This is a genomic window from Paraburkholderia sp. SIMBA_053 (assembly GCF_046534895.1).
Classification (GTDB): domain Bacteria; phylum Pseudomonadota; class Gammaproteobacteria; order Burkholderiales; family Burkholderiaceae; genus Paraburkholderia; species Paraburkholderia caledonica.
The window spans coordinates 1,127,592-1,150,001 of the sequence record NZ_JAWRXU010000002.1 but is presented as its reverse complement, the minus strand read 5'-3'; the positions used below and the strand labels follow the sequence as shown (position 1 = coordinate 1,150,001).

Sequence of the window (22,410 nt, the reverse complement as noted above, 5' to 3'; positions counted from 1 at the left end):
CGAATTGGAATTCTTTTAGGTGCTAGACTCTTGCCCATGAAACGGCAACGATTGACACGCGAGCAAAGCAAAGACCAGACACGTCAGCGTCTGCTCGACGCTGCGCAAGCAATTTTTATGAAGAAGGGCTTTGTCGCGGCGAGTGTCGAAGACATTGCCGGGGCGGCAGGCTATACGCGCGGCGCGTTTTATTCGAATTTCCGCAGCAAGAACGAGCTGTTTCTCGAGCTACTGCGGCGCGACCACGAAACCATGCAGGCGGGTTTGCGGGCCATTTTCGAGAACGCGGCCACACGGGAAGTGATGGAAGAGCGCGTGATGCGCTACTACAGCAACCTGCATCGTGAGAACAAATGCTTTTTGCTGTGGGTGGAGGCGAAGCTTCTGGCTGCGCGAGACGGGCGCTTCAGGCTGCGTTTCAACGCGTTCCTGCACGAGAAGCTCGAACAACTGGCCGCCTACGTCCGCGAATTTTCGGCGCGGGTCGGCACGCCGCTGCTATTGCCGCCGGAGATGCTGGCCATGGGCCTGATGGGCTTGTGCGACGGTGTGCAGTTCTTCTATACCGTCGATCCGCAGAATGTGCCGAGTGAAATGGCAGAAGCGGTGCTGGCGGGATTCTTTTCGCGCGTGGTGTTCGGCCGCAGCGCATAACGCCGCGAGGCGGCCCGTGCGGCCGCCTTGCACGCGACGATGGCTCAATCAGTTAGTCGCGAGTTGCGTGCAGCTATCTGCAACCGGGCTCGCGCAGACGAACGAATATTCCCCGCTGGTGCGCAAAACTTCCTCGCCTGCATGCAGGACGACCTGGATATCCGGGCAGCGCTCATAAGCGATGAAAGCCGAGCAGGCCGCGGCGGACCAGCAGACCAGAGAAAATGCGATTTTTTCGAAAAGTTGGAAACGATGTGGCATGGCAGTTGGCGAACGGTATAGCGATGAATTTCTTCCGGTCGCCATCTTACCAGCGGCTAAGGGTTTATACCTAGCCAAAAACCGCAATAATGCTTGAAACAATGGTGCGTGCGCATCGGTAAAGCTGACGTGATTGTCATGTACAGGTCAGGGTTGGGACAGGTCGGGCCGATACAATCGATTCGTTGGGCAAATCCGCGCGAGCCTTGCCGCGCGGGGTGATACAGGCGGCAGCGCTGCGCCGGTCCGGCATCTCGAGGCAGGAGTCGTCCCATGAATCAATTGCAGTCGATGCGCGTGTTCGTCAAGGTGGCGGACCTCGGCAGTTTCGTCCGCGCGGCGGGCGCGCTGGATCTTTCCACCGCCGTTGTCACCCGCCATGTGGCGGATCTGGAAGCGCGTCTTGGCACCCGCCTGCTGAATCGCACCACTCGTCGTCTTTCGCTGACCGAATCGGGCACGACTTATCTGGAGCGCGTGCGCCACATTCTCGACGACCTCGACGGCGTCGAGCAGATGGTGGTCGCGCGTCATCACGAGCCCGTCGGCACGTTGCGCATCGTGGCGCCGGTCGTCTTCGGGTTGCAGAGCCTCGCGCCGGCGGTCCAGTCGTACACCGCGCGCTATCCCGAGGTGGTGCCCGACGTGACGCTCGCCGACCGTCACGCCGATCTGGTCGAAGAAGGCTTCGACGTGGGTATTCTGGCCGGGCGCCCGGCGCGCAGCGCGAGTATCGTCACGCGTCGGCTGACTACGTGTCAGCTGACCGTCTGCGCGACGCCTGCCTACCTGACGCAGCACGGCGCACCGACGCGGCCGGAAGATCTGCTGGATCATCCGTGCCTGAGCCGGCCGCCCGAGCAGGGCGGCGAGGAGCGTGTTTTCAGCGGGCCGGAAGGGCTCGTTCGCGTGAGGCCCGCGACCGCGATTGCCGCGAACAATAGCGAAATGCTGCGGCAATTCGCGCTGCTCGGCATGGGCGTGGCTATTCTGCCGAGCTATCTGATCGCGCGCGACCTCGCGTTTGGACGGCTCGTCGAACTGCTCGGCGACTACCGTCTGCCGGAGATCGAGATCACGATCGCCTATCCAAGCCGTCTGCACCTGCCCGCGAAGGTGCGCACTTTCGTCGATCACCTCGTCGAGCATTTCCAGTCGGACGCGACGGCGCCCGCGCGCGATTCTCGACGCGCGAAGCACGCGCGCCCAACTGCCGGCGCGGTCTGTCAGCCGTGGCCGCGCCCGCCTGCAAACGCGCCGCTATCGGCACCGTTACCTGCATAAGGGCTAGTCGCGCTCAGATCCACAGGTCGTTGGCGGCCGTGCGTTCGTTGGTTTCGTCGCCGGTATTTTTGACGCCGCGCGGCTCGATGAGCAGCAGCTTGACCTCGCGCTCGGCGAACGGCTTGTGCTCGGTGCCTTTCGGCACGACGAACATTTCGCCCGCGGACAGCATCACAAAGCCGTCGCGCATGTCGATGCGCAACTGGCCGTCCAGCACGATGAATGTTTCGTCCGTGTCCGCGTGCTGGTGCCACACGAAATCGCCCTCGATGCGCACGACCTTGAACTGGTAGTCGTTCATTTCCGCGACGACCCGCGCTTGCCATTGATCGCTGAACAGCGCGAGCTTGTCAGCGAAATTGATCGCGCGGTAGGTTTGCTGGGTTGCCTGAATGTCCGACATGCTGTGCTCCTTCTCCAAAGATGATTGACGTCTCTGGAACGAGCGTACTGCGCGAAGTGCCGGCGAGTCTTGAACGTTTGTGGGCGAGCGCCGCGCGCGACGCGCGGCATTTTCGCCCCTAGCGCGTGGCTGGCGATGTAGCCCCGAGCATGTTGAGCCACTGTGCGGGCGCCACGCCCCATGCGCGTTTGAAGTGCCGCGTCATGTGACTCTGGTCTGAGAAGCCGCTCGCGGCGGAGGCGTCGGCGAGCGGCATGCCGGCCAGCGCGAGTTGGCGCACGAGATCGAGACGCCGCATCGTGAGGTAACGGTGCGGGCTCGTGCCGAACAGCGCGCGGAAATCGTGCGACAGGCTCCATCGGTCGCGTCCCGCGGCCGCCGCGAGTTCATCGAGCGTCACCGTGTGTTCGAGCGACGCCAGCAAATACTCGCGGGCACGACGGGCAGCGGCGTAATCCACCGGGCGGCGCACGGGCCGGGTGCCCGCTGCCGCGTCGAGCGCCGTGGCCAGTTCGTAGAGCCCGTCGTCCTGTTCCAGCGGGTCCATCGCGCGATCCATGCTGCGCAGCAGGTTTTCCGTGGCCGCGAAAAGACGCGGGTCGTTCGACAAGCCGCCATGCACGAAGGGCAGGGGCTTGCCACCGAGCGCTTGCTGGAAGAGAGCCGGGTCGACATAGACCATGCGGTAACGGAAACCTTCGCCGGTGCCGGCCTGGCCGTCGTGCGGTTCGTCCGGATGAAGCACCATGGTGCCGCCGGGCAAACTGTGGCGCAGGCTGCCGCGATAGCGGAAGCTTTGCACGCCGGCCAGCGTGCGGCCGATCGCGTAGGTATCGTGACGGTGCATCGCGTAGCCGGCGCCGTGGAAAAACGCCTCGATTCTTTCGATGCCGCCTGCGCCATGTTTGTCGCCGCGCCCCGAGCCGCCGGGCGGCCCGCCGGTGCCGCCGGATTGCGGCGAGCGATAGATCCAGTCCGCGCCGCGCCGTTCCAGCGGTGCGGCGAGGCGCCGGGGCGCCTTTGCGGGTTCGCTCACGCGCTCAGACCCGGCCCGTAATTGCCGCCGATCAGTTTCGTGACCGACGCGACGTCGGCGTAATCCTGCTCGGGCAGGCCGTCGAGCATCGACAGCACCTCGTTGCTCGCGCCGGCTTCGCGGGCGGCATCGACCAGAGCGTCCTTGTTCGCCGGGAAGTGGACGTCGCTGAGCACGTCGGAGATCTGCAAGTCGATGGATTCCCCGGGGATGGACGATGTCGTCATGCAAGCTCCTGTTGGTACGGTTGGGAGGGATTGGCGGCGGTCGGGTGCCGGTTTGGTTGGCGTTCGATCGGCGTCTGTTGTTGCGTATTGTCGCCGGATTGGCGGGCGACTGCCGCTGCTTGCCAATCGAGGGCCCGAAATTTTCGCGTCGTATCGACGAGTCCGCTCGAACTCTTCGGGACGCTCGGAGGTTGTCAAAGCCGGTCGAGCGGGACGCTAGTTGAACCTTGGCGCGCCTGGTTCCGGTCAGTCCCGCTTAGCCGCGCCCAGCCACGCTTCTTCGCGGTTCAGCGCACAGCTCCAACGCCGCGCTCAGGTCTGCAGCCGCTCGCTGTGCGCCGCGAAGCCTCGCTCGGGATGTCGCGACTTCGGCAACACAATATGCTGCCATTCCTGTGGACGATTCTCGTCCGTGACCGCCACCTCCGGCGCCGGCGGGGCGACGGGTGCGGCGTTGGCAGTTTCGGCAAGGGCGTTCGCGGGCATGCCGTCCGGCGCCGTATGAACCGGCGCGGCAAAGCACGAAGCGGACAGCGTCACCATGGTCAACAGTGTCGAGGTTTTCATGCCCGACCTCCTAAGCTCATGCGGCGCTAACGGTTGAGCAAGTGCTGTGCCGTCCACGCACCAAAGAATGGCGCAAGCCGCGCATGGCCCGGGCTTGCAGGCCGCGCGCTTTCGTCATGCCCGACGCGCAAATCCTGCAACGCGCGCTTCGCGACCACTCATTGTAGATCGCCGATAATGGCGCGGGAATGGCAGCCCGATTGCGGATTCGCCCGAAGTTCCAACCCGCGCCGAAACTGGCGCCCCAGCTAGCGCAAAATCTCAAACCGGGTCCACGGCCATGACGGCCGGTCCCGCATATAGCCGTTCAGCCAGTTCCACTGCGGATGCCGTTTCATGAACGCCTGGGCGTCGAACGGCCGCCCGCACGGATGACCCCAGCGCGCGGCGAACGCCATTTCGCGCGCCATCTCGCTGTCGACGACCTTGCCGTCGTTCGCGCCCCAAGGGTTGAAAGGCCCGTGATCCGAGCCGCCAAAGCGCGCGTCATCCAGTTCGAGATGCCCGCAGATCGTGCGCGAGCAGGGGTTGTCGCTGCGATCCAGATAGACGTCGTGATGATCGGCGATCATCGCCTTGGCGAGTTCCGCGTCGATCTTGCCGCGGTGCATCTCCTCCAGCTGCATGAAGCGCAAACGTCGCGCGCCGTTTTTGCGCACGTCCGTATAGTCTTCGCCTTCGCCGATGCATTCCTGATTGCGGATCTTCAGATCGGTCGCCGTGTTGTAGCCGCTGTAAAAACCGTTCTTCGTGCTTTCGAAGCCGGAATAGTGCAGCCCCAGTTCGTAGCGCGCGATTTCGCCGGTCTTCGTGTCGCCCAGCAGCCAGCTGTTCGCGTAGCCGCCATTGTTCGCAATCGAGAACATCTCGCACCATTCGCCGATGCTGTTTGCGTACTGCGACGCCCGCCGCGAGCGGTAGAACTCGGGCGCACCCGCCGCGTTGTAGCCCACGAAGTTCGATATGGTGGTTTCGGTCACCATCAATCCGGCTTCCGTTACCCAGAAATCGGTGAGGCTCGAAATGCAGCCTGGCACGCCCTGCATCAGAATCCGGTTGCCCTGGTCCGGCACGATGTCGAACACGACATTGAATGCGTCGCCGGCGGCATAGCGGTCCCAGGAATTGTGCGCCATCACGATGCGGCCGTCGCGAGTCGCATTGCCCGTTGCGATGAACGCGCTGCAATGATGTCCGCGCCGGCCGCGCCACGGTTTGAGCCCGAGGCTCGGTTTCTGCTCGGCCGCGTGCGCGGGCCACCAGCTTTGAAGTAGATCCATGTAGCCGTTCCAGGCGAGCACTTCGGCGAACGGCAGCTTCGCGCCGTCGGCAATGCCCTGGATTTCATCGGCGAATTCGGTGTCGAGCTTGTTGGCGAACTGGGAGACGGCGGCTTCGACGAACGTGTCGAAATCTTCCCCTGTGTCCCACTTCGCGAGGTAGCGGGCGGTTCGGATAGCGTTGTGAATTTCCGCGGAAAGCAACTGGCCGTGCTGTTCGCCGCGATCGTACGGCTCGCCTTCGATATGCAGGAAAATCCAGCCCGCCTGGTCGCGGCGTACGGCGTCGAGGGACGGTTCGCTCATCTTCGCTCCGATCGAACGGCGGGCGTCCCGGCGCGCCCGTCTTCGCGTAACCGCACTGCGGCGCGTGACCGCAGCGTCTTCCCATTGTAGAGAATTTGTCGTGCTTTGCATGGCGCGGTCCGCGCGCCGCGCCCGCGCCTGGTCCCGCGCCGACCGGCGTCAGCGCGTCGGATTCATGCGGAAATAGGCGTCGAGCAGCGACGTCTTATAGACCACACCCGCGAGGCGCGGATGCGCGGCGCTTTCCACAACCGGCAGCCGCTCGCCCTGGAAAGCCATGAAGTGCTGAAGTGCCACGCCAAGCGGCATGTCGGGCGTGAGCACGTCGAAATGCGGCTGAAGATAGTCGGCGGCCGTTCGTGTCGAGGTGTCGCGCTTGTCGAGCAGGTCGGAGGTGATGTCCTTCAATGCGACTACGCCGAGAAACGCGCCCGATTCGTTCGCCACATACAGATACTTCACCGGATATTCGAGGAATACCCGCGTCATGTCGTGCACGGTCGCATTGGGCGGCACGACGGTTTGCGCGGGACGGATCAGCTCGCGCATCTGCGTGGCGCGCAGGCGAGTGCGCTCCATTTCTTCCTGATTGCGGCGCAGCGTGATTTCATACATCGAGGTCTTGCCGATCGCGCGCGACACGAAATAAGCAACCACGCACGACAGCATCAGCGGCAACACGACCTGGTAGCTGAGCGTCATCTCGAAGATCATCAGGATCGCCATGAGCGGCGCCTGCGTCGCGCCGGCGAGGAAGGCGCCCATGCCGACCATGGCATACGCGAACGGCGCCGAGGTGCCGTGCGGCCACAGCGCATGCATGGCGAGGCCGAATAGCGAACCGACCACCGCGCCGACGAAAAGCGTCGGCGTAAACACACCGCCTACGGCTCCGGAGCCCGCGGTGGCCGCCGTTGCCACCAGCTTGAACACCAGCACGACGACGAGCGCGGTCCACGTCCACGGCGAGTGCAGCACCGAGTTGACGACGCTGTAGCCATTGCCCCAGACCTCCGGCGTCCAGACCGACAGGATGCCGACGACGAGCCCGCCAAGCGCGAGCCGCGCGGGCAGCGGCAACGGCAGCTTGCGAAACAATTTCTTGGAGCCGTCGAGCAGTCGCAAAAACTGCGGCGCCGCCGCGCCGCACAGCAGACCGAGCGCGACGAACAGCAGCACTTCGATGCCCGCCACCGGCGGAAACACCGGCATTTCGTACGGCGGCTTGTAACCAGCGAACTCGCGCATGGTGATGTTGGCGACGACGGCGGCGACCACAACCGGCCCGAAGCTCTCCATTGCGATCGAGCCGAGCACGATTTCAGTGACGAAGAACGCGCCCGCGATCGGCGCGTTGTACGCCGACGTAATGCCCGCCGCCGCGCCGCACGCGACCAGCAGGCGCAGCCGCGGCGGATCGAAGTGGACCCAGCGTCCGATCAGCGAGGCGGCAAGCGCGGCAAGCTGGACCATCGGCCCTTCGCGGCCGATCGATCCGCCGCTCGAAATCGTGAACAGCGACGAGAGGCTGCGCCACAGGCTCAGCTTCACGGGCACCACGCCGTCGCCGATCGCCACCGCCTCCATGTAGTCGATGTGATTGCATTTGTCCGCGTGACGCTGCGCGATCAGCAGCAGGAAACCGGCGACGAGCCCGCCCGCCGCCGGCAGCCAGATCCGCACCGTCCACGGCAGGCTGCGCGCCATTTCCACAAAGCTGCCGGACTTGCCGGCCACCAGCAGTTGCAGCAACTCGATGCCCTGACGGAATGCGATCGTCGCAAAGGCGCCCGCGACGCCGACGACCACGGACCAGACCAGCATCGTATGGGCGTCCGAGAGACGGAAAAGGTCATGGGCGCGGGTGCGCAGCTTCAGCAGGAATGAGAGCACGTCGACGGTACGGGGCGTGATGAAAAGTTAGAAAAGCGCACACGACAACAGCAGCGCGCCCGCTGGACGAAGCGGGCGCGCTGCCGGGCATGAGCGGGGAATCGCGACGCGGGTCAAGCCGCCGCCTTGTCGAGTTCGGGATAGTGCCTGAAGATGCACGCCTCGTTATGTGCGAGCCGGCGCTCCGATTGCAGGTACGCGGCGATGTTCGGCCGCTCCCTCACCGCCGCGTGCAATGCGGCGAGCCGCGGGTAGTGCTCGCCGAAGCGCTTCAACGCGCGCGGGAACGCATACAGCAGCCCGTCGATCAGCTGGAACATGGACAGATCGACGTAGGTTAGCGAGTCGCCCACCATGAATGTATCGCCGGCGGGATTCTGCTTCAGCACGCGCTCGAAATACTTCATGAACTTGGGAATCCGGTTGTCGATAAAGTCATGCGCACGCACCTTCGCCGCGTCTTTCTGATCTTCGTAATAGAGGTTGCTTGCGAGCGGATGATGCGTGTCGTGCGCTTCCGTGACCACGTCGGCGATCGTCAATTGCAAGCCGTTTGCCACGTAACGCAGGCTCTCCACCGAGGGCGCCAGGTTCAGGCGTGGGCCCAGATAGAACAGGATGTTCGCGGTCTGCGAGATCACAAGGTCGCCGTCTTTCAGGAACGGCGGCGCAAACGGCGGGTATGGTTCGTCCTTGCTCTTCATCACTGCCATCATCGCGCCGGTGCCGAGACCTTCGGACGCGTCGCCGCGCGCTACTTCGACATAGTCGGCGCCGGCTTCTTCCAGCGCCAGCCGCACAAATTCGCCACGGCCTTGCAGGCCGTCCCAGTAGTAAAGTTCCAGGCTCATCGATTGGTCCTCATTCCGGTTGCATGAACGCTCGTTCAACGCAGCGCGCACGGCTCGTGCGCCGCTCGGGCAGCCAGTATGCCGCGCGAGCGCGCCGCATGCTCGCGCATAACGCACAAAACCCCGCGCGCGGCGGGGTTGGCTTCTGAGACGAGGGGCTTAGCCGAGGAAATGCTGGACAGTCCATGTGATTCCGAGTCCGCCCGCAATCAGCCACACGTAAAGGATGAAGCCGGTGGTCAGCGCGCGAGGGCCCGCTTGACGAATCTGCGAGAGCCGAGTTTCGATGCCGAGCGCGGTCATGGCCATGGTCAGTGCGAAGGTATCCAGCGTGTTCAGCGTCGTAGTGGCGGCTTGCGGCAGCACATGCAGCGAGTTGATCACGACGAAAGCCAGGAAGCCGAGTGCGAACCAGGGAATCGCAAGCTTGCCCTGATGAACGGCAGCGCCTTGCTGCGTACCTGCGGCTGACGCGTCGCGGCGCGCAGCGCGGTTCACCCACAGGCCTACCAGAAGCAACACCGGTACGAGCAGCATCACGCGAGTCATCTTGACGATGGTGGCAATATGCGTGGCTTCCGGGCTCACGTTGCTCGCCGCGCCGACCACCTGCGCGACTTCGTGAATCGTGCCGCCGAAAAAGAGCCCCGCGCCGACCGTGTCGAGGTGCAGCCAGCCCGCCTTGAACAGAACGGGGTAAAGGAACATGGAAAGCGTTCCGAACAGAACCACGCTGCCGACGGCCATCGCGCTCTTGTGCGGCTTGGACTGCAGCGTGGACTCGAACGCGAGCACGGCCGCCGCGCCGCAAATCGCACTGCCGGCAGCCGTAAGGAGCGCCGTGTCGCGGTCCAGCTTCATGATTTTCATGCCGGCCCAGGTGCCGATCAGCAGCGTGCTGACGACGATCAGTACCGATTCCGCAAGACCGGGCAGGCCAACCTGGGCGATCTCCTGAAGACTCACTCTGAGTCCGAAGAAAGCGACCGCAATGCGCAGCAGCTTGCGCGCAGAGAAATTGACGCCGGCGGCCCAGCTTGCCGGCATGCCGTCGCGCAACGCGTTGCCATAGATTGCTCCCGCAACGATGCCGACGATCAGCGGGCTCAGGCCCAGCCCCGCAACGGCCGGGATTTCGGCAATGCGCGTGACGGCTGCGGCGAACAGCGCGACGAACAGGATGCCGTTGAGTTGCCCGCGGGTTGACGACTGTTCGGAGGTAGCGGCGGTGAGTCGAGCGGTGGTCATGGTTGCAGCCTCTGGGACTGACTGGATCGGATAGGTCTAATCCTAATTTAGATATATGGATATGAAAAATCGTCATTTAGAATGACAAGTATCAGCCAGTCCGATATTTTCGTACGATGACCCCCGATCAGCTTATAACGTTTGCCGCAGTCGCCGAGCACCTGAACATCAGCCGCGCGGCGGTGGCTTTGCATCTGTCGCAGCCCGCGGTGTCCGGGCAGCTGCGCCAGCTTCAAGATGAGTTCGGCGAGCCGCTCTATCAGCGCGAAGGGCGCGGCGTGCGCTTGACCCCGGCCGGCGAGCAACTGGCGAGCTATGCCGCGCGGCTACGCGACACGTGGCGGCAGGCTCATGCTTATAGAGACGCGTTGCGCGGCCTGGAGCAGGGCACGCTGCGGATCGGCGCGACCACGACGCCTGCGAGCTACCTGCTGCCGTATCTGATCGCTGATTTTCACCGGCGATATCCGGAAGTGGCGCTGCATACGGCCGACGGCAATACGACCGACATCGTCGGCGCGCTGGGATCGGTGGATATTGCGTTGATCGAAGGTCCGGTCGGCGCGGATCTGCCGCCGGACACCGCAGTCCACGCGTGGCGCGAAGACGAGATCGTCGCGATCATGCCGCGCGCGCATCCGCTTGCAGCGTCCGCGTCGGGGGCTGGCGTCGATCTCGCGGCGCTCGGTGCCGAGCCGCTGATCGTGCGCGAGGCAGGGTCGGGCGTGCGCCAGATTGTCGAGCGTGCGTTCGCCCGCGCAGGCGTGCCGATGCGCGTGGCGCTGGAAATAGCGGGTGTTGAAGGCGTGAAGGAAGCAGTGCGAGCCGGTATGGGCATCGGCTTCGTTTCGGCGATGTCGATGCGGCACGAAGACGGCGCATTGCGGGTGTTTTCGCTCAGCCCCGAGCCGTTGACGCGGCGGCTGTCTATTGTCGTGCCGCACGCGAGCGCGCCGTCGCGCGTGGTCCAGCAGTTCCTTGCGCTTTGCCTGGCAGATGGCGCTTGAGTTATCGAACCGGTGGGCAGGCTCCAGGCGCCGCCGCCTGGGGATTTCCACTATGGTGCGCAGCGCGAGCCTCGGCGCAATATTCGGGCATCGCAAGCGCTTCGGCGCTTTTTTTTAAACCTGCTTTTGGAACCGGTTCCAAGACGCAGAAGCAGGGCAAATGACGGTATCCACAGATGACAGATGCAGTGGACATAACGATTGTCGCGAGCGCCTTTGGCGTCGACGCCGTGCGCACGGCGGGTCATCGCAAGTGGGCGGAGGCGAGCAAGCGCGCGGGCGCGGCCGGTTTCGAAGTGCGCCGGGAGTTGTTCGGTTACGAGGCCGACGCCTCGCTGTCGCGCCTTCGGGAACTGGGCAAGCAGATTGCGGAACTTGGCTTGTGGTCCGTGTATTCGACGCCGGCGTCGCTGTACGTGGAAGGCGGCCGGCTCGACGCCGCCGCGTTGCGCCTCGCGCTGGACGAAGCGCTCGCGCTCGGCGCGCGCCTCGTGAAACTGCAACTCGGCGGCTTTACTCACGAGGCGCACGGCGATGCAATCGCCGCGCAGTTGCAAGGCGCGGACGTGCGGCTCGTCGTCGAAAACGGGCAACTGGCGCAGGGCGGCTCGTTGTCGCAATTCGTGGGCTTGTTCGACGCACTGGAGCGTGAAGGCCGCGCAGATGTCCTCGGCATGACTTTCGACGTCGGCAACTGGGCGTGGTGCGGCGTGTCGTCCCTGAACGCAGCCGCGGCGCTGGCGCCTTACGTCGAGTACGTGCACTGCAAGGTCGCGGCGGGCGAGGGTGCACGGCGGTTTGCGGCGGCGCCCGCCGTCGACGACGCCCGCTTTGCCGAGGTGCTACATCGACTGCCGCGCGACGTACCGCGCGGAATCGAGTTTCCATTCGACGCCGCCTGTATCGACGAAGACGCGGCGCGCCGCGTCGCGTGGCTGGCTGCCGCGTGAGCGGCGAGTAGAACCTGAGAGAAGCAGCAACGAGCGCGGAAAGAAACCGGCAGCGGCGACAAGCCCGACGTACACGCAGGAGCGAAGCATGAGCAACACAAGCGCAGCACTGGACATCATCACCTACGGCGAAGCAATGGCCATGTTCGTGGCGACCGAGACCGGCCCGCTCGCGAGCGTCGGCCATTTCACGAAGCGCATTGCGGGCGCCGACCTGAACGTCGCGATCGGTCTTGCACGGCTTGGCTTCAAGGTCGGCTGGATGAGCCGCGTTGGCAACGATTCATTCGGCCAGTATGTGCGCGACACGCTGACGAAAGAAGGTATCGACCAGCGTTGCGTGAGCACCGACGAGCGCTACCCGACCGGTTTCCAGTTGAAGTCGAAGAACGATGACGGCAACGATCCCGCCGTCGAATACTTCCGACGAGGCTCGGCGGCGAGCCATCTTTCGGTCGCCGACTATGTGGCCGACTACGTATTGCCCGCGCGTCATCTTCATCTGACGGGCGTCGCGCCCGCGATCTCGGCTAGTTCGCGTGAACTCGCTTTTCATCTGGCACGTGAAATGCGCGCGGCCGGCAAAACCATCTCGTTCGATCCGAATTTGCGCCCGACGCTGTGGCCGTCGCGCGCTGCGATGGTGGAAGGTCTGAACGCGCTCGCCGCGCTCGCCGACTGGGTGCTGCCCGGCATCGGCGAGGGTGAGATTCTGACCGGCTATACGAAGCCCGACGACATCGCAAAGTTCTATCTGGAGCAGGGCGCGCGCGGCGTGATCGTCAAGCTCGGCGCGGAGGGCGCGTACTTTCGCACCGCCGATGATGCCGGCGTGATTGCCGGCCAGCCGGTCGCGAAGGTCGTCGATACGGTCGGCGCGGGCGACGGCTTCGCGGTCGGCGTGATCAGCGCGCTGCTCGAAGGCCGGACGCTGCCGCAGGCCGTCGCGCGCGGCAACCGCATCGGCGCGCTGGCGATCCAGGTGATAGGAGATTCAGAAGGGCTGCCGGTTCGCGCCGAACTCGATGCGCTCGAACGCGCCGATCTGTCGAACGCGAGCCTGACACGCGCGGCTTGAGGCACATGCACTAACGGGCGCTTGCAGATATCGGCAGGCCCCACTGCAAAAAAGCACTACGCAGCCCGGCAGCATATCGGTTCTGAACGGAGCCGCAAGCCGGGCTGCATCGATAACAGCAAGAGCGCTTGGCAAGCGCCGCACAAGCTCAGCTCATCATTGTTTCGGGAAGCCGTTAAGGAGACACCCATGACTTCATCTCTCGCCATTCGCCGTTGGTGGACGATCATGCCGATCGTATTCATCACCTACAGCCTCGCTTACCTCGATCGCGCAAACTACGGTTTCGCGGCAGCGGCCGGCATCAATCAGGACCTCGGCATCAGCAAGGGACTTTCTTCGCTGATCGGCGCGCTGTTCTTCCTCGGCTATTTCTTCTTTCAGATTCCGGGCGCGATCTACGCCGAGCGCCGCAGCGTCAAGAAGCTCGTGTTCTGGAGCCTCGTGCTGTGGGGCGGTTGCGCGGCGCTGACCGGCATGGTCAGCAATATTCCGTCGCTCATGGTGATCCGCTTCGTGCTCGGCGTGGTCGAAGCCGCGGTGATGCCGGCCATGCTGATCTTCATCAGCAACTGGTTCACGAAGAGCGAGCGCTCGCGCGCCAACACGTTTCTGATTCTCGGAAATCCGGTTACGGTGCTGTGGATGTCGGTGGTATCCGGCTATCTCGTGCATTCGTTCGGCTGGCGCAATATGTTCATCGCCGAAGGCATTCCCGCGATCCTGTGGGCGGTGTGCTGGTGGTTCATCGTGCAGGACAAGCCGCAGCAGGTGTCCTGGCTCACGCAGCAGCAGAAGGACGACCTTGCGCAAACGCTGCGCGCCGAGCAGGCCGCGATCAAACCGGTGCGCAATTACAGCGAGGCGTTCCGCTCGTCGGCTGTGATCAAACTGTGCGCGCAGTACTTCTGCTGGAGCATCGGCGTCTATGGTTTCGTGCTGTGGCTGCCGTCGATCCTGAAGAATGGATCCACGCTCGGCATGGTCGAAACCGGCTGGCTGTCGGCGCTGCCGTATCTCGCCGCGACCATCGCGATGCTTGCGGCGTCGTGGGCATCGGATAAACTCAACCGCCGTAAAGTGTTCGTCTGGCCGTTCCTGCTGATCGGCGCGATTGCGTTCGCGGCGTCGTATGCGCTTGGCTCCACGCATTTCTGGCTTTCGTATGCGTCGCTCGTGATTGCAGGCGCTGCGATGTACGCGCCATACGGTCCGTTCTTCGCGATCGTGCCGGAGCTGCTGCCGAAGAACGTCGCGGGCGGCGCGATGGCGTTGATCAACAGCATGGGCGCGCTCGGTTCGTTCGTCGGCTCGTATGTGGTCGGCTATCTGAACGGCGCGACAGGGTCGCCCGCGGCATCGTATGCATTCATGAGCGTGGCGCTGATCGCCGCGGTGATCCTTACGTTGATCGTCAAGCCGCAACAGCAGACCGTTGAAACGCCGCACAAGCTCGCCACACCGTTGCAAGGAAAATAAGTCGATGAAGAAGATCGTCGCCTGGAAGTCACTGCCTGAAGATGTGCTCGCGTACCTGCAACAGCACGTGGAAGTCGTGCAGGTGGATCCCGCCCAGCATGACGCGTTGGTCGCAGCTTTGCGCGACGCGGACGGCGGCATCGGCGCGAGCGTGAAAATCACGCCGGCGATGCTGGAAGGCGCGACGCGTTTAAAAGCGCTGTCGACGATCTCCGTCGGTTTCGACCAGTTCGACGTCGCCGATCTCACGCGGCGCGGCATCGTGCTCGCGCATACGCCGGACGTGTTGACGGAATCGACCGCCGACACGGTCTTTTCGCTGATTCTCGCGTCAGCGCGCCGCGTGGTCGAACTCGCCGCATGGGTGAAGGCAGGGCAGTGGCAGCAGAGCATTGGGCCCGCGCAATTCGGCGTGGACGTGCAGGGCAAGACGCTTGGCATCGTCGGGCTCGGGCGCATTGGCGGCGCGGTCGCGCGGCGCGCGGCGCTCGGCTTCAACATGAAGGTGCTCTACACGAACCGCAGCCCGAACCGCGAGGCGGAAGGGGCTTACGGCGCGCGGCGCGTCGAGTTGCCGGAACTGCTCGCCAACGCCGACTTCGTCTGCCTGCAGGTGCCGCTCACGCCGCAAACGCGGCACATGATCGGCGCGAAGGAACTCAACTCGATGAAGAAGAGCGCGATTCTTATCAATGCGTCGCGCGGTGCGACCGTCGACGAAACGGCGCTGATCGAGGCGCTGCAAAACGGCACGATTCACGGCGCGGGTCTCGATGTGTTCGAGACCGAGCCGCTGCCGGCCGATTCGCCGCTCCTCAAGCTGGCGAACGTGGTGGCGCTGCCGCATATCGGTTCGGCGACGCACGAGACGCGCCATGCGATGGCGCGCAACGCTGCAGAAAATCTCGTTGCCGCGCTGAACGGCACGCTCGCGACGAACATTGTCAATCGCGAAGTGCTGCAACAGTGAGGAGCGCCGTGAACAAGCGTTTGCCTGCCGGCGCATGCGTCTCGCGCTGCACTGCGTGGCTCCAATGAGCACTGCGCCGACACGCCAAGCCGCACCGCGCCGCGCAACGATCACCGATGTCGCGCGCGAAGCGGGCACCGGCAAAACCAGCATTTCGCGTTATCTGAACGGTGAGTTGAGTGTGTTGTCGCCGGAGTTGCGCGCGCGTATCGAGGCCGCTATCGAACGGCTCGACTATCAGCCCAACCAGATGGCGCGCGGGCTGAAGCGTGGCCGCAACCGGCTGATCGGCATGCTGCTCGCCGACCTCACCAATCCCTATACCGTCGAGGTGCTGCAAGGCGTCGAAGCCGCGTGCCACGCGCTCGGCCTGATGCCGCTCATCTGCCATGCGGCCAACGAAGTGGAAATGGAGCGGCGCTATCTGCAGTTGCTTACCACGTACCGCGTCGAAGGCGTGATCGTGAATGCGCTCGGCGTGCGCGAGGAAACGCTGCGTCCCGTGGGCGGCGGCGGAATTCCGGCGGTGCTGGTGGACCGCTCCGTCGAAGGACTCGTCGCCGATATCGTCGGGCTCGACAATCGGGCGGCGGCGGAACTCGGCACACGTCATCTGCTCGACGCCGGCTTTCGCGACATCTGGTTTGTCGTGCAACCGTTCGAGCAGGTCAGCTCGCGGCGGCTGCGCGAGGCGGCGTTCCGCGAAGCCATGGCCGCTCATGAAGCGACGGGCGCGCACGCTGCGCGCGGCCATACGCTCGTGCTCGATCTCGCGGACGCACAGCAGGGCGAGCAAAGCCTCGCAGTGCTGGACCGCGCAATCGACGCGTCGAGCGAGCACCCGGGCGTCGTCGGCAACGCGGAGCGCGTCGCAGTATTCGCGGCGAATGCGCCCGTCGCGTTGCGACTTGCGCTGCATCTGAAGGCGCGTTACGGCGCGGGCTGGCAGGCACGCGTCGCGCTGCTTTCCATCGACGACCCGGACTGGGCGGAATTGACGGGCGTCACGACCATCCGCCAGCCGACTTACGACATTGGCTACCGGGCGGTCGAGTTTCTGCATGAGCGCATCGAAGGCGTCGAGACCGGCGCGCGCGACTGCCTGTTGCCGGGCGAACTGATCGTCCGCGCGTCGACGTCGGGCTGACGTGACGGACTACGCCTGAGCCGACGTCCGCGCGAGCTTCCAGGCCGACTTTCCGCCGATCTGCGATGATTCGGGCTGCGGCGCGCAGCGGTTGCGCGCCTGTCATCGCAAGGAAACTCATGGTTGTTGCACCGCTTACCCTGTCGAGCCTCGTCCTCGCGACGCTGCTGGTCGCCGCTTTGCCCTTCGTCCTTTACCGCCGCCTGCGCCGGCGGCTCGCGCTCAAGCCGCGCGACGCGATCGCCGGCATCGCCGTGTTCGCATTGTTCGCCATGGTGATCGAACGCGCGTTGAACGACTACATGCTGCATCGGAACGAGGCGACGGCCACGTTCCTGTCGAATCCGCTCGCGTTCGTCGTGTACGGCGCGCTCGCGGCAGGCATTTGCGAGGAAGTGGGGCGCTTCATCGGCATGCGCCTGCTGATGAAACGTGCGGCGGCCAGTGCGGCGGCGAGTGCGTCCACGGTGGCTTCAACGCCGCAGGCCACGCGCACCGATGACGGCACCGCGCTCACCTACGGCCTCGGTCATGGCGGCGCGGAAGCGTGGCTTGTCGGCGTGCTGGTGCAGATTCAATGGATTCTGTTTGCGGTGCTGGAAAATCGCGGTGAACTCGACGGTTATCTGAGCAACCTGCCGACCGAATCGTTGATGCGCATCCATCTGATACTCGCCAGCCTGACGCCGCAAACAGCCGGTATTTTTGCGCTCGAACGCGTGGCCGCGCTGATTTTTCAGATCGGTTTGTCGGTGCTGATGTGGCGTGGCCTGCGGGCGGGCTGGCGCGGGATCCTGCCGCTCGCGATCGTATTGCATGCGCTCGTGGACGTGCCCGCCGCACTGTTCCAGGCGCAACTCGTGCCGCTCGCCGCGGTCGACGCCGTCTATGCATTGGGAGCGCTCGTCGTAGCAGGGTTGCTATTCCGCACGTTCAGGAAGCCGGGCGCCGAGCGCATGACGGAACTGCCTCGCTAGCGCTGCCGTGCTTCATAGCCTGTGCTCACAGCCGGTGCTCGCGGTCGCTGCTTTACAATCGGCCGCCTGCTACGGCTGATCACTCTCTTTCGGCACATCCATGGAAGCTTACCAATACGACTGCGCAAATCCCGAGTTCGAGGAACTGGCGCGCGTTATCAGCGATCTCTTTCCAGAGCAGACACAGTTTATCCAGCGGCCGGCCGAAGATGGCACGCCGACCCTCGCGATTCACTGGGTGGCGATGCGCTTCGGCGCGGCCGCACGGCGCATTGTGATGACGGTGGAAATCGCGCCGGCGGCGCTCGCGCGTTATCGCGCGTTGCCCGCGCGCTTGCGAGGCCGCAGTTTCGCGGTGTTGCGCGCGTATGTGGAGGCGAGCATCGGCTCGCTCGAGGAGCAGTATGCGAACGGGGAAGCGGTGCCGCGCGAAGTCACCGTGGATCTCGGCGACGAGTTCGCGTGACGGTTTCAGTCTGCGAAACGGTAGACCTTCGCGAAGCGCGCGGCCTGCACGACGCCGTAATCGCCCGGCGCGTACTGCATGATCCAGTCGCCGGCCGCGCCGCGCAGCACGTCGCCGCCGGTCGCCGAACGGGCTAGCGAGAACGCATCGTTCATCTGTTTTGCGAGCACGACAGCGGGGCGATTGCGATATGCGCCGGCCTCGCCATGCGTATGCGCTGCGTCGGCCGGAACATATTTGGCGTCGAAGCGCTCGCGCGAAACGACCCAGCGGTCGCCGGTCGATCCGGTGATCAAGGCGTCGCCGGGCAGGTAGCGATTGGGGCCTTCCAGGCTCATCAGTTCGCCGTGCGTGGCGGCGAATTCGACATTCACCGTTTCGTCTTTGACGACACGTCGGGCGGCGGGATCATCACGCAGGTCGAGGTTTTTCAGATCGTTCATGATGCAGGCAGAGGGTTGTTGATGGCGACGTCGCGACTTCGCGTCGGCTATCGCGGACCTGCATCATGCCAGACGCATCCAGTTGCCGGCCTTTTTTGGCACGTCGGGCACGGTGCGGCAAGAACCGCAACGCGCCCCGTGCCGAAGTTGCGCCAGGCGCGTGTGCCAGATGAGTTGCGTGGCCGCTTAGTTACGGCTTGACCGTGGCGTCGCTCGCCGCGGCCGGCGACGACTTGTCGCTCTTACCCTTGCCATGATGACGCGGCCGGCCGTCTGCGCCATGTTGACGGAACGTTACATCGGCGAGCTTCTTCTGTTCGGGCGAGAAGCTGTTGTAAAGCGGATCGAATGCGTCCACCAGCTTTTTCATGCCGTCTGCGTGCGCCTGTGCGATGGTCGCGTACTGCTTCATGTCGTCGAGTGCAGACACGCTCGTGGCGGCGCGGCGCTGCTTGAACAGCTCGCCCATTGTCTCGCCGTTGCCGCGCATGACGTCGGCAAACGCCTTCCACTGCGTTTCCTGCTCCGGCGTGATCTTCAATTGCGAATGCAGGTAGGCGATGCGGTCTTCGACATTGCGCTCATGACCGCCTTTCGCGACGGATGCGGAAGCCGCCGTGCCCGAAGACGCCGCAACCGGTGCGGAAGCTTGTGCGAATGCGCCGCTCATCGCGACTGCGGAGGCCAGCATGACCAGTGCTTTTTTCATCGAAACTCCTGATGTCTGTTCGAATTGGAAGTGGGACAAGGCGTGTGGCGAGCGGTCCCGGCAATGCGCCACATTGCGCGCGACAGCACTACGTGCGGATCGCTCAACCTGGCCGTGGGCGCTATTAGTAACACGTTATCCCTACAATGCGGCTCTTATGCGACAAACGCTTACAACCGAAACGAACAGGAAATAGCGGGTGGATAAATTCGTCAGCATGGAGATTTTCGTGGCCGTGGTCGAGGCGGGGAGCCTGACAGCGGCGGCAGAGCGCTTCGAGATTTCGTCGGCGATGGTCGGCAAACACATCCGCTCGCTCGAAGCCCGGCTCGGCACGCGCTTGCTCACGCGCACAACGCGCCGTCAAAGCCTCACGGAGATCGGGCGGCAATACTACGAGCAATGCAGGCGCATTCTCGCCGACGTGAAGGACGCCGAGTCGCTCGCGGAGTCCATGGCCGCCGCGCCGCGCGGCGTGCTCAAGGTCACAGTGCCGCTCACCTATGGCGTCGAGATATTTTCTCCCGCGATGACCGACTATCTGAGCGAGTGGCCCGAGGTCACGCTCGAGCTCGACCTGTCGAACCGCATGACCGATTTGGTGGAAGAGGGCTTCGACGCCGCCGTGCGCATCGGCCAGTTGCAGGATTCGAGCTTCGTTGCACGGCCGCTAAAACCCTATCGCATGCGCGCCTGTGCGTCGCCGGCGTATCTCGCGCGAGCGGGCATTCCACGTACACCGGCCGATCTCGCGGATCACGAATGCCTCGGTTTTCTCCATTGGGGCCGCGAGGGCGCGTGGCGCCTGGGCGGTGAAAGCGCCGCCGAAAACTCGCTGCGCGCAGGGCGCTTTCGCGCGAACAACGGTCAGGCGCTGAAGGTGGCCGCGTTGCGCGGCTTCGGTCTCGTGTTGCAGCCGGAGGCGCTGCTCGCACGCGAGATTGCGAGCGGAGAACTGGTGTCGGTGCTGGAAGAGCATTTGCCTGAAGGCGCGCCGGTGCATCTCGTCTATCCGCGCGACCGGCGGGCCACGCCGAAGCTCACCAGTTTCATCGAGTTCGTGATCGAGCGTTTCGGCGCATGATGCTTGCCGCCAGACACTGAAGACGCGCGATAATCCGCAGCACTGCGACCACTTTCTTCTCCCTCGATGAGACCTCCGCGCCTCGACCAACTCGACGATCTCGACCGCAACCTGGTAGCGCTGCTTCAGGCGAACGCGCGCGAGAGCGTCGCCAATCTCGCTCGCCAACTCGACGTGGCGCGCACCACCGTGATCGCGAGAATTGCGCGGCTCGAGCGCAGCAACGTGATTGCGGGCTACAGCGTGCGGCTCGGCCAGGACGTGCTCGATTCGAGCATCTACGCGTACGTGGGCATCATCATTGCGCCGAAGCATGGGCCGGCCGTGCAGAAGCGCCTCGGCAAGATGCCCGAGGTGCAACTGTTATGCGCGGTGAGCGGCGAGTTCGATTACGTGGCCTGGCTGCGCGCGGATTCGCCGGATCGTCTGAACGATCTGCTCGATCAGATCGGCGGGCTGGAAGGCGTGGAGCGGACTACGACCTCGATCATTCTCGCGCGCAAGATCGACCGCGGGATGGTGTGAAATGCTCCGTGTTTTTACGCCGTTTTGATGCGTTTTCGACGTTTCGTCGGCGTGGTTCGTCAAAACGTCGAACTTGGTAGTCATTGCGCAGCATTTTGCGTGTATGAACTGTTTTTGCTTCTCCCTAAACTGTCGCTCAAGGGTTCAGCCCGCCGCGCGCCGCGCCTTCATGGGCGGTGCATTCTGAAACTGGAGACAGCGCACAGAAAAGGCCGGACAGGCGCGGAAGCGCTGGCTCTGGTCGACCGCTGTGCATGGGATCAGAGTAAGTGCTTTGCATGGGACTGGAGTAACGCGCTAAAGCGCGAACTCCAGTCGACAGCTGAAGCGCCAACTCTGATCGACCGCTGTGCGTGGGATCAGAGTAAGTGCTGAAGCGCCAACTCTGATCGACCGCTGTGCGTGGGATCAGAGTAAGCGCTAAAGCGCCAACTCTGATCGACAATGGAGAAGAATATGAAAGTTGCCATCGTTGGTGCAGGTCTGATCGGTCACACCATCGCCCATATGCTGCGCGAAACCGGCGACTATGACGTCGTCGCGTTCGACCGCGATCAGCATGCGCTCGACAAACTAGCCGCGCAGGGAATTTCGACCCGCCGCGTGGATTCCGCCGATGCAGCCGCGCTGCGTGCCGCGGTTCATGGCTTCGACGCGCTCATCAACGCGCTGCCGTATTACCTCGCTGTGAACGTGGCCGCTGCCGCGAAGGGCGCAGGCGTCCATTACTTCGACCTGACCGAAGACGTGCGCGCCACTCACGCAATCCGCGCAATCGCCGACGACGCCGATCACGCGTTCATGCCGCAGTGCGGTCTCGCGCCGGGTTTCATCGGCATCGCCGCGCACGAACTCGCGAACCGCTTCACCGAAATTCGCGACGTCAAGATGCGCGTCGGCGCGCTGCCGCAGTTCCCGACCAATGCGCTGAAGTACAACCTCACGTGGAGCGTGGACGGCCTCATCAACGAATACTGCCAGCCCTGCGAAGCGATCCGCGACAGCCGCACGCAGTGGGTGCAGCCGCTCGAAGGTCTCGAACATTTTTCGCTCGACGGCACCGAGTACGAAGCGTTCAACACGTCGGGCGGTCTCGGCACGCTGTGCGAGACGCTGTCGGGCCGCGTCGAGTCGCTCGATTACAAGTCGGTACGCTATCCGGGCCACCGCAACCTGATGCAATTTCTGCTCGAGGACCTGCGTCTTTCGAGCGACCGCGACACGCTGAAAACGATCATGCGCCGCTCGGTGCCGTCGACAGCACAGGACGTGGTGCTCGTGTTCATCACGGTGAGCGGCATGCGTGATGGCCAACTCGTTCAGGAAGTGTTCACGCGCAAGATCTTCGCAAAGACGATTTGCGGCGTGCCGATGAGCGCGATTCAAATCACCACGGCGGGCGCAATGTGCGCAGTGCTGGATCTGTTCCGCGAAAAGAAGCTGCCGCAACGCGGTTTCGTGCGTCAGGAGCAGGTCTCGCTGCGCGAGTTCCTTGGTAACCGCTTCGGCCAGTTGTATGAAGGTCAGGCGTTGGAATCGCTGCAAAGCGCGGCGACCGTTTAACA

General features: G+C 64.0%; 24 protein-coding genes. 13 read left to right on the top strand and 11 right to left on the bottom strand.

What is annotated here, in order from left to right; all coding sequences use genetic code 11:
- The first annotated feature begins 36 nt into the window (after positions 1–36).
- The gene (locus SB753_RS11640; protein ID WP_020070212.1) at positions 37–654 is read left to right on the top strand and encodes a TetR/AcrR family transcriptional regulator; all 618 of its coding nucleotides are present in this window, start codon (positions 37–39) and stop codon (positions 652–654) included.
- Between the two features lie 48 nt (positions 655–702).
- On the opposite strand, the gene SB753_RS11635 is transcribed toward SB753_RS11640, so the two are convergent.
- Positions 703–915, bottom strand: coding sequence for a hypothetical protein (locus tag SB753_RS11635; protein ID WP_020070213.1), 213 nt, complete (start codon positions 913–915; stop codon positions 703–705).
- 273 nt (positions 916–1,188) lie between these two features.
- On the opposite strand from SB753_RS11635, the gene SB753_RS11630 reads away from it, so the two are divergent.
- Positions 1,189–2,199: a LysR family transcriptional regulator gene (locus tag SB753_RS11630; RefSeq protein WP_408165282.1), complete on the top strand. Its 1,011-nt coding sequence runs from the start codon at positions 1,189–1,191 to the stop codon at positions 2,197–2,199.
- A 13-nt stretch (positions 2,200–2,212) separates the two neighbouring features.
- On the opposite strand, the gene SB753_RS11625 is transcribed toward SB753_RS11630, so the two are convergent.
- From SB753_RS11625 to SB753_RS11590, 8 genes are all read right to left on the bottom strand, one after another.
- The gene (locus tag SB753_RS11625) at positions 2,213–2,602 is read right to left on the bottom strand and encodes a cupin domain-containing protein (protein WP_020070215.1); all 390 of its coding nucleotides are present in this window, start codon (positions 2,600–2,602) and stop codon (positions 2,213–2,215) included.
- Between the two features lie 118 nt (positions 2,603–2,720).
- The gene (locus tag SB753_RS11620) at positions 2,721–3,638 is read right to left on the bottom strand and encodes an AraC family transcriptional regulator (protein WP_410800245.1); all 918 of its coding nucleotides are present in this window, start codon (positions 3,636–3,638) and stop codon (positions 2,721–2,723) included.
- Positions 3,635–3,865, bottom strand: a complete 231-nt coding sequence (locus tag SB753_RS11615) for a DUF2795 domain-containing protein (protein ID WP_087752555.1) — start codon at positions 3,863–3,865, stop codon at positions 3,635–3,637. Before SB753_RS11615 ends, SB753_RS11620 begins: the two co-directional genes overlap by 4 nt.
- 312 nt (positions 3,866–4,177) lie before the next feature.
- On the bottom strand, positions 4,178–4,432 hold the full coding sequence (locus SB753_RS11610) for a hypothetical protein (protein WP_020070220.1): 255 nt from the start codon (positions 4,430–4,432) through the stop codon (positions 4,178–4,180).
- A 248-nt stretch (positions 4,433–4,680) separates the two neighbouring features.
- On the bottom strand, positions 4,681–6,018 hold the full coding sequence (locus tag SB753_RS11605; protein ID WP_087752554.1) for a C45 family autoproteolytic acyltransferase/hydolase: 1,338 nt from the start codon (positions 6,016–6,018) through the stop codon (positions 4,681–4,683).
- 159 nt (positions 6,019–6,177) lie between these two features.
- Entirely contained in the window at positions 6,178–7,911 is a 1,734-nt protein-coding gene (locus SB753_RS11600) for a ClcB-like voltage-gated chloride channel protein (protein ID WP_027804977.1), read from the bottom strand.
- Positions 7,912–8,024: 113 nt separating this feature from the next.
- Positions 8,025–8,762, bottom strand: coding sequence for a glutathione S-transferase (locus tag SB753_RS11595; protein ID WP_410800244.1), 738 nt, complete (start codon positions 8,760–8,762; stop codon positions 8,025–8,027).
- Positions 8,763–8,921: 159 nt separating this feature from the next.
- Positions 8,922–10,010 (bottom strand): YeiH family protein, encoded by a 1,089-nt coding sequence (locus tag SB753_RS11590; protein ID WP_408171638.1) that lies wholly within the window; start codon positions 10,008–10,010, stop codon positions 8,922–8,924.
- Positions 10,011–10,126: 116 nt separating this feature from the next.
- Here SB753_RS11590 and SB753_RS11585 point away from each other — a divergent pair, with 116 nt between their 5' ends.
- The 8 genes from SB753_RS11585 to SB753_RS11550 all read left to right on the top strand — a co-directional run bounded on the left by SB753_RS11585 (position 10,127) and on the right by SB753_RS11550 (position 18,084).
- Complete coding sequence (locus SB753_RS11585) at positions 10,127–11,017, top strand: LysR family transcriptional regulator (RefSeq protein ID WP_408410625.1); 891 nt, start codon at positions 10,127–10,129, stop codon at positions 11,015–11,017.
- Between the two features lie 176 nt (positions 11,018–11,193).
- Positions 11,194–11,967 carry a sugar phosphate isomerase/epimerase gene (locus SB753_RS11580; RefSeq protein WP_410800243.1) on the top strand — a complete coding sequence of 258 codons (774 nt, stop codon included), beginning with the start codon at positions 11,194–11,196 and terminating at the stop codon, positions 11,965–11,967.
- An 88-nt stretch (positions 11,968–12,055) separates the two neighbouring features.
- A complete protein-coding gene (locus SB753_RS11575; protein ID WP_410800242.1) occupies positions 12,056–13,045 on the top strand; it encodes a sugar kinase in 990 nt (329 codons plus the stop codon).
- 189 nt (positions 13,046–13,234) lie between these two features.
- The gene (locus SB753_RS11570) at positions 13,235–14,524 is read left to right on the top strand and encodes an MFS transporter (protein WP_087752548.1); all 1,290 of its coding nucleotides are present in this window, start codon (positions 13,235–13,237) and stop codon (positions 14,522–14,524) included.
- 4 nt (positions 14,525–14,528) lie between these two features.
- The gene (locus SB753_RS11565; RefSeq protein ID WP_410800241.1) at positions 14,529–15,494 is read left to right on the top strand and encodes a 2-hydroxyacid dehydrogenase; all 966 of its coding nucleotides are present in this window, start codon (positions 14,529–14,531) and stop codon (positions 15,492–15,494) included.
- Positions 15,495–15,558: 64 nt separating this feature from the next.
- Positions 15,559–16,641 carry a LacI family DNA-binding transcriptional regulator gene (locus SB753_RS11560; protein WP_410800240.1) on the top strand — a complete coding sequence of 361 codons (1,083 nt, stop codon included), beginning with the start codon at positions 15,559–15,561 and terminating at the stop codon, positions 16,639–16,641.
- A gap of 119 nt (positions 16,642–16,760) precedes the next feature.
- Positions 16,761–17,618, top strand: a complete 858-nt coding sequence (locus SB753_RS11555; RefSeq protein ID WP_410800239.1) for a YhfC family intramembrane metalloprotease — start codon at positions 16,761–16,763, stop codon at positions 17,616–17,618.
- A 100-nt stretch (positions 17,619–17,718) separates the two neighbouring features.
- On the top strand, positions 17,719–18,084 hold the full coding sequence (locus SB753_RS11550; RefSeq protein ID WP_020070234.1) for a DUF3022 domain-containing protein: 366 nt from the start codon (positions 17,719–17,721) through the stop codon (positions 18,082–18,084).
- Between the two features lie 5 nt (positions 18,085–18,089).
- On the opposite strand, the gene SB753_RS11545 is transcribed toward SB753_RS11550, so the two are convergent.
- Entirely contained in the window at positions 18,090–18,527 is a 438-nt protein-coding gene (locus SB753_RS11545; protein ID WP_408421918.1) for a PGDYG domain-containing protein, read from the bottom strand.
- A 190-nt stretch (positions 18,528–18,717) separates the two neighbouring features.
- Entirely contained in the window at positions 18,718–19,236 is a 519-nt protein-coding gene (locus tag SB753_RS11540; RefSeq protein WP_410800238.1) for a Spy/CpxP family protein refolding chaperone, read from the bottom strand.
- 199 nt (positions 19,237–19,435) lie between these two features.
- On the opposite strand from SB753_RS11540, the gene SB753_RS11535 reads away from it, so the two are divergent.
- The 3 genes from SB753_RS11535 to SB753_RS11525 all read left to right on the top strand — a co-directional run bounded on the left by SB753_RS11535 (position 19,436) and on the right by SB753_RS11525 (position 22,408).
- Positions 19,436–20,320, top strand: coding sequence for a LysR family transcriptional regulator (locus SB753_RS11535; protein WP_410800237.1), 885 nt, complete (start codon positions 19,436–19,438; stop codon positions 20,318–20,320).
- A 66-nt stretch (positions 20,321–20,386) separates the two neighbouring features.
- Complete coding sequence (locus SB753_RS11530; protein ID WP_020070238.1) at positions 20,387–20,845, top strand: Lrp/AsnC family transcriptional regulator; 459 nt, start codon at positions 20,387–20,389, stop codon at positions 20,843–20,845.
- A 456-nt stretch (positions 20,846–21,301) separates the two neighbouring features.
- Positions 21,302–22,408, top strand: a complete 1,107-nt coding sequence (locus SB753_RS11525; RefSeq protein WP_110405111.1) for a saccharopine dehydrogenase C-terminal domain-containing protein — start codon at positions 21,302–21,304, stop codon at positions 22,406–22,408.
- Positions 22,409–22,410 lie beyond the last annotated feature (2 nt).

Excerpts from the sequence above, each read along its gene's own strand:
- SB753_RS11640 (WP_020070212.1), top strand. The coding sequence starts at position 37 with ATGAAACGGCAACGATTGACACGCGAGCAAAGCAAAGACCAGACACGT.
- SB753_RS11635 (WP_020070213.1), bottom strand. The coding sequence starts at position 915 with ATGCCACATCGTTTCCAACTTTTCGAAAAAATCGCATTTTCTCTGGTC.
- SB753_RS11630 (WP_408165282.1), top strand. The coding sequence starts at position 1,189 with ATGAATCAATTGCAGTCGATGCGCGTGTTCGTCAAGGTGGCGGACCTC.
- SB753_RS11625 (WP_020070215.1), bottom strand. The coding sequence starts at position 2,602 with ATGTCGGACATTCAGGCAACCCAGCAAACCTACCGCGCGATCAATTTC.
- SB753_RS11615 (WP_087752555.1), bottom strand. The coding sequence starts at position 3,865 with ATGACGACATCGTCCATCCCCGGGGAATCCATCGACTTGCAGATCTCC.
- SB753_RS11610 (WP_020070220.1), bottom strand. The coding sequence starts at position 4,432 with ATGAAAACCTCGACACTGTTGACCATGGTGACGCTGTCCGCTTCGTGC.
- SB753_RS11605 (WP_087752554.1), bottom strand. The coding sequence starts at position 6,018 with ATGAGCGAACCGTCCCTCGACGCCGTACGCCGCGACCAGGCGGGCTGG.
- SB753_RS11595 (WP_410800244.1), bottom strand. The coding sequence starts at position 8,762 with ATGAGCCTGGAACTTTACTACTGGGACGGCCTGCAAGGCCGTGGCGAA.
- SB753_RS11590 (WP_408171638.1), bottom strand. The coding sequence starts at position 10,010 with ATGACCACCGCTCGACTCACCGCCGCTACCTCCGAACAGTCGTCAACC.
- SB753_RS11585 (WP_408410625.1), top strand. The coding sequence starts at position 10,127 with ATGACCCCCGATCAGCTTATAACGTTTGCCGCAGTCGCCGAGCACCTG.
- SB753_RS11580 (WP_410800243.1), top strand. The coding sequence starts at position 11,194 with ATGACAGATGCAGTGGACATAACGATTGTCGCGAGCGCCTTTGGCGTC.
- SB753_RS11575 (WP_410800242.1), top strand. The coding sequence starts at position 12,056 with ATGAGCAACACAAGCGCAGCACTGGACATCATCACCTACGGCGAAGCA.
- SB753_RS11570 (WP_087752548.1), top strand. The coding sequence starts at position 13,235 with ATGACTTCATCTCTCGCCATTCGCCGTTGGTGGACGATCATGCCGATC.
- SB753_RS11565 (WP_410800241.1), top strand. The coding sequence starts at position 14,529 with ATGAAGAAGATCGTCGCCTGGAAGTCACTGCCTGAAGATGTGCTCGCG.
- SB753_RS11560 (WP_410800240.1), top strand. The coding sequence starts at position 15,559 with ATGAGCACTGCGCCGACACGCCAAGCCGCACCGCGCCGCGCAACGATC.
- SB753_RS11555 (WP_410800239.1), top strand. The coding sequence starts at position 16,761 with ATGGTTGTTGCACCGCTTACCCTGTCGAGCCTCGTCCTCGCGACGCTG.
- SB753_RS11550 (WP_020070234.1), top strand. The coding sequence starts at position 17,719 with ATGGAAGCTTACCAATACGACTGCGCAAATCCCGAGTTCGAGGAACTG.
- SB753_RS11545 (WP_408421918.1), bottom strand. The coding sequence starts at position 18,527 with ATGAACGATCTGAAAAACCTCGACCTGCGTGATGATCCCGCCGCCCGA.
- SB753_RS11540 (WP_410800238.1), bottom strand. The coding sequence starts at position 19,236 with ATGAAAAAAGCACTGGTCATGCTGGCCTCCGCAGTCGCGATGAGCGGC.
- SB753_RS11530 (WP_020070238.1), top strand. The coding sequence starts at position 20,387 with ATGAGACCTCCGCGCCTCGACCAACTCGACGATCTCGACCGCAACCTG.
- SB753_RS11525 (WP_110405111.1), top strand. The coding sequence starts at position 21,302 with ATGAAAGTTGCCATCGTTGGTGCAGGTCTGATCGGTCACACCATCGCC.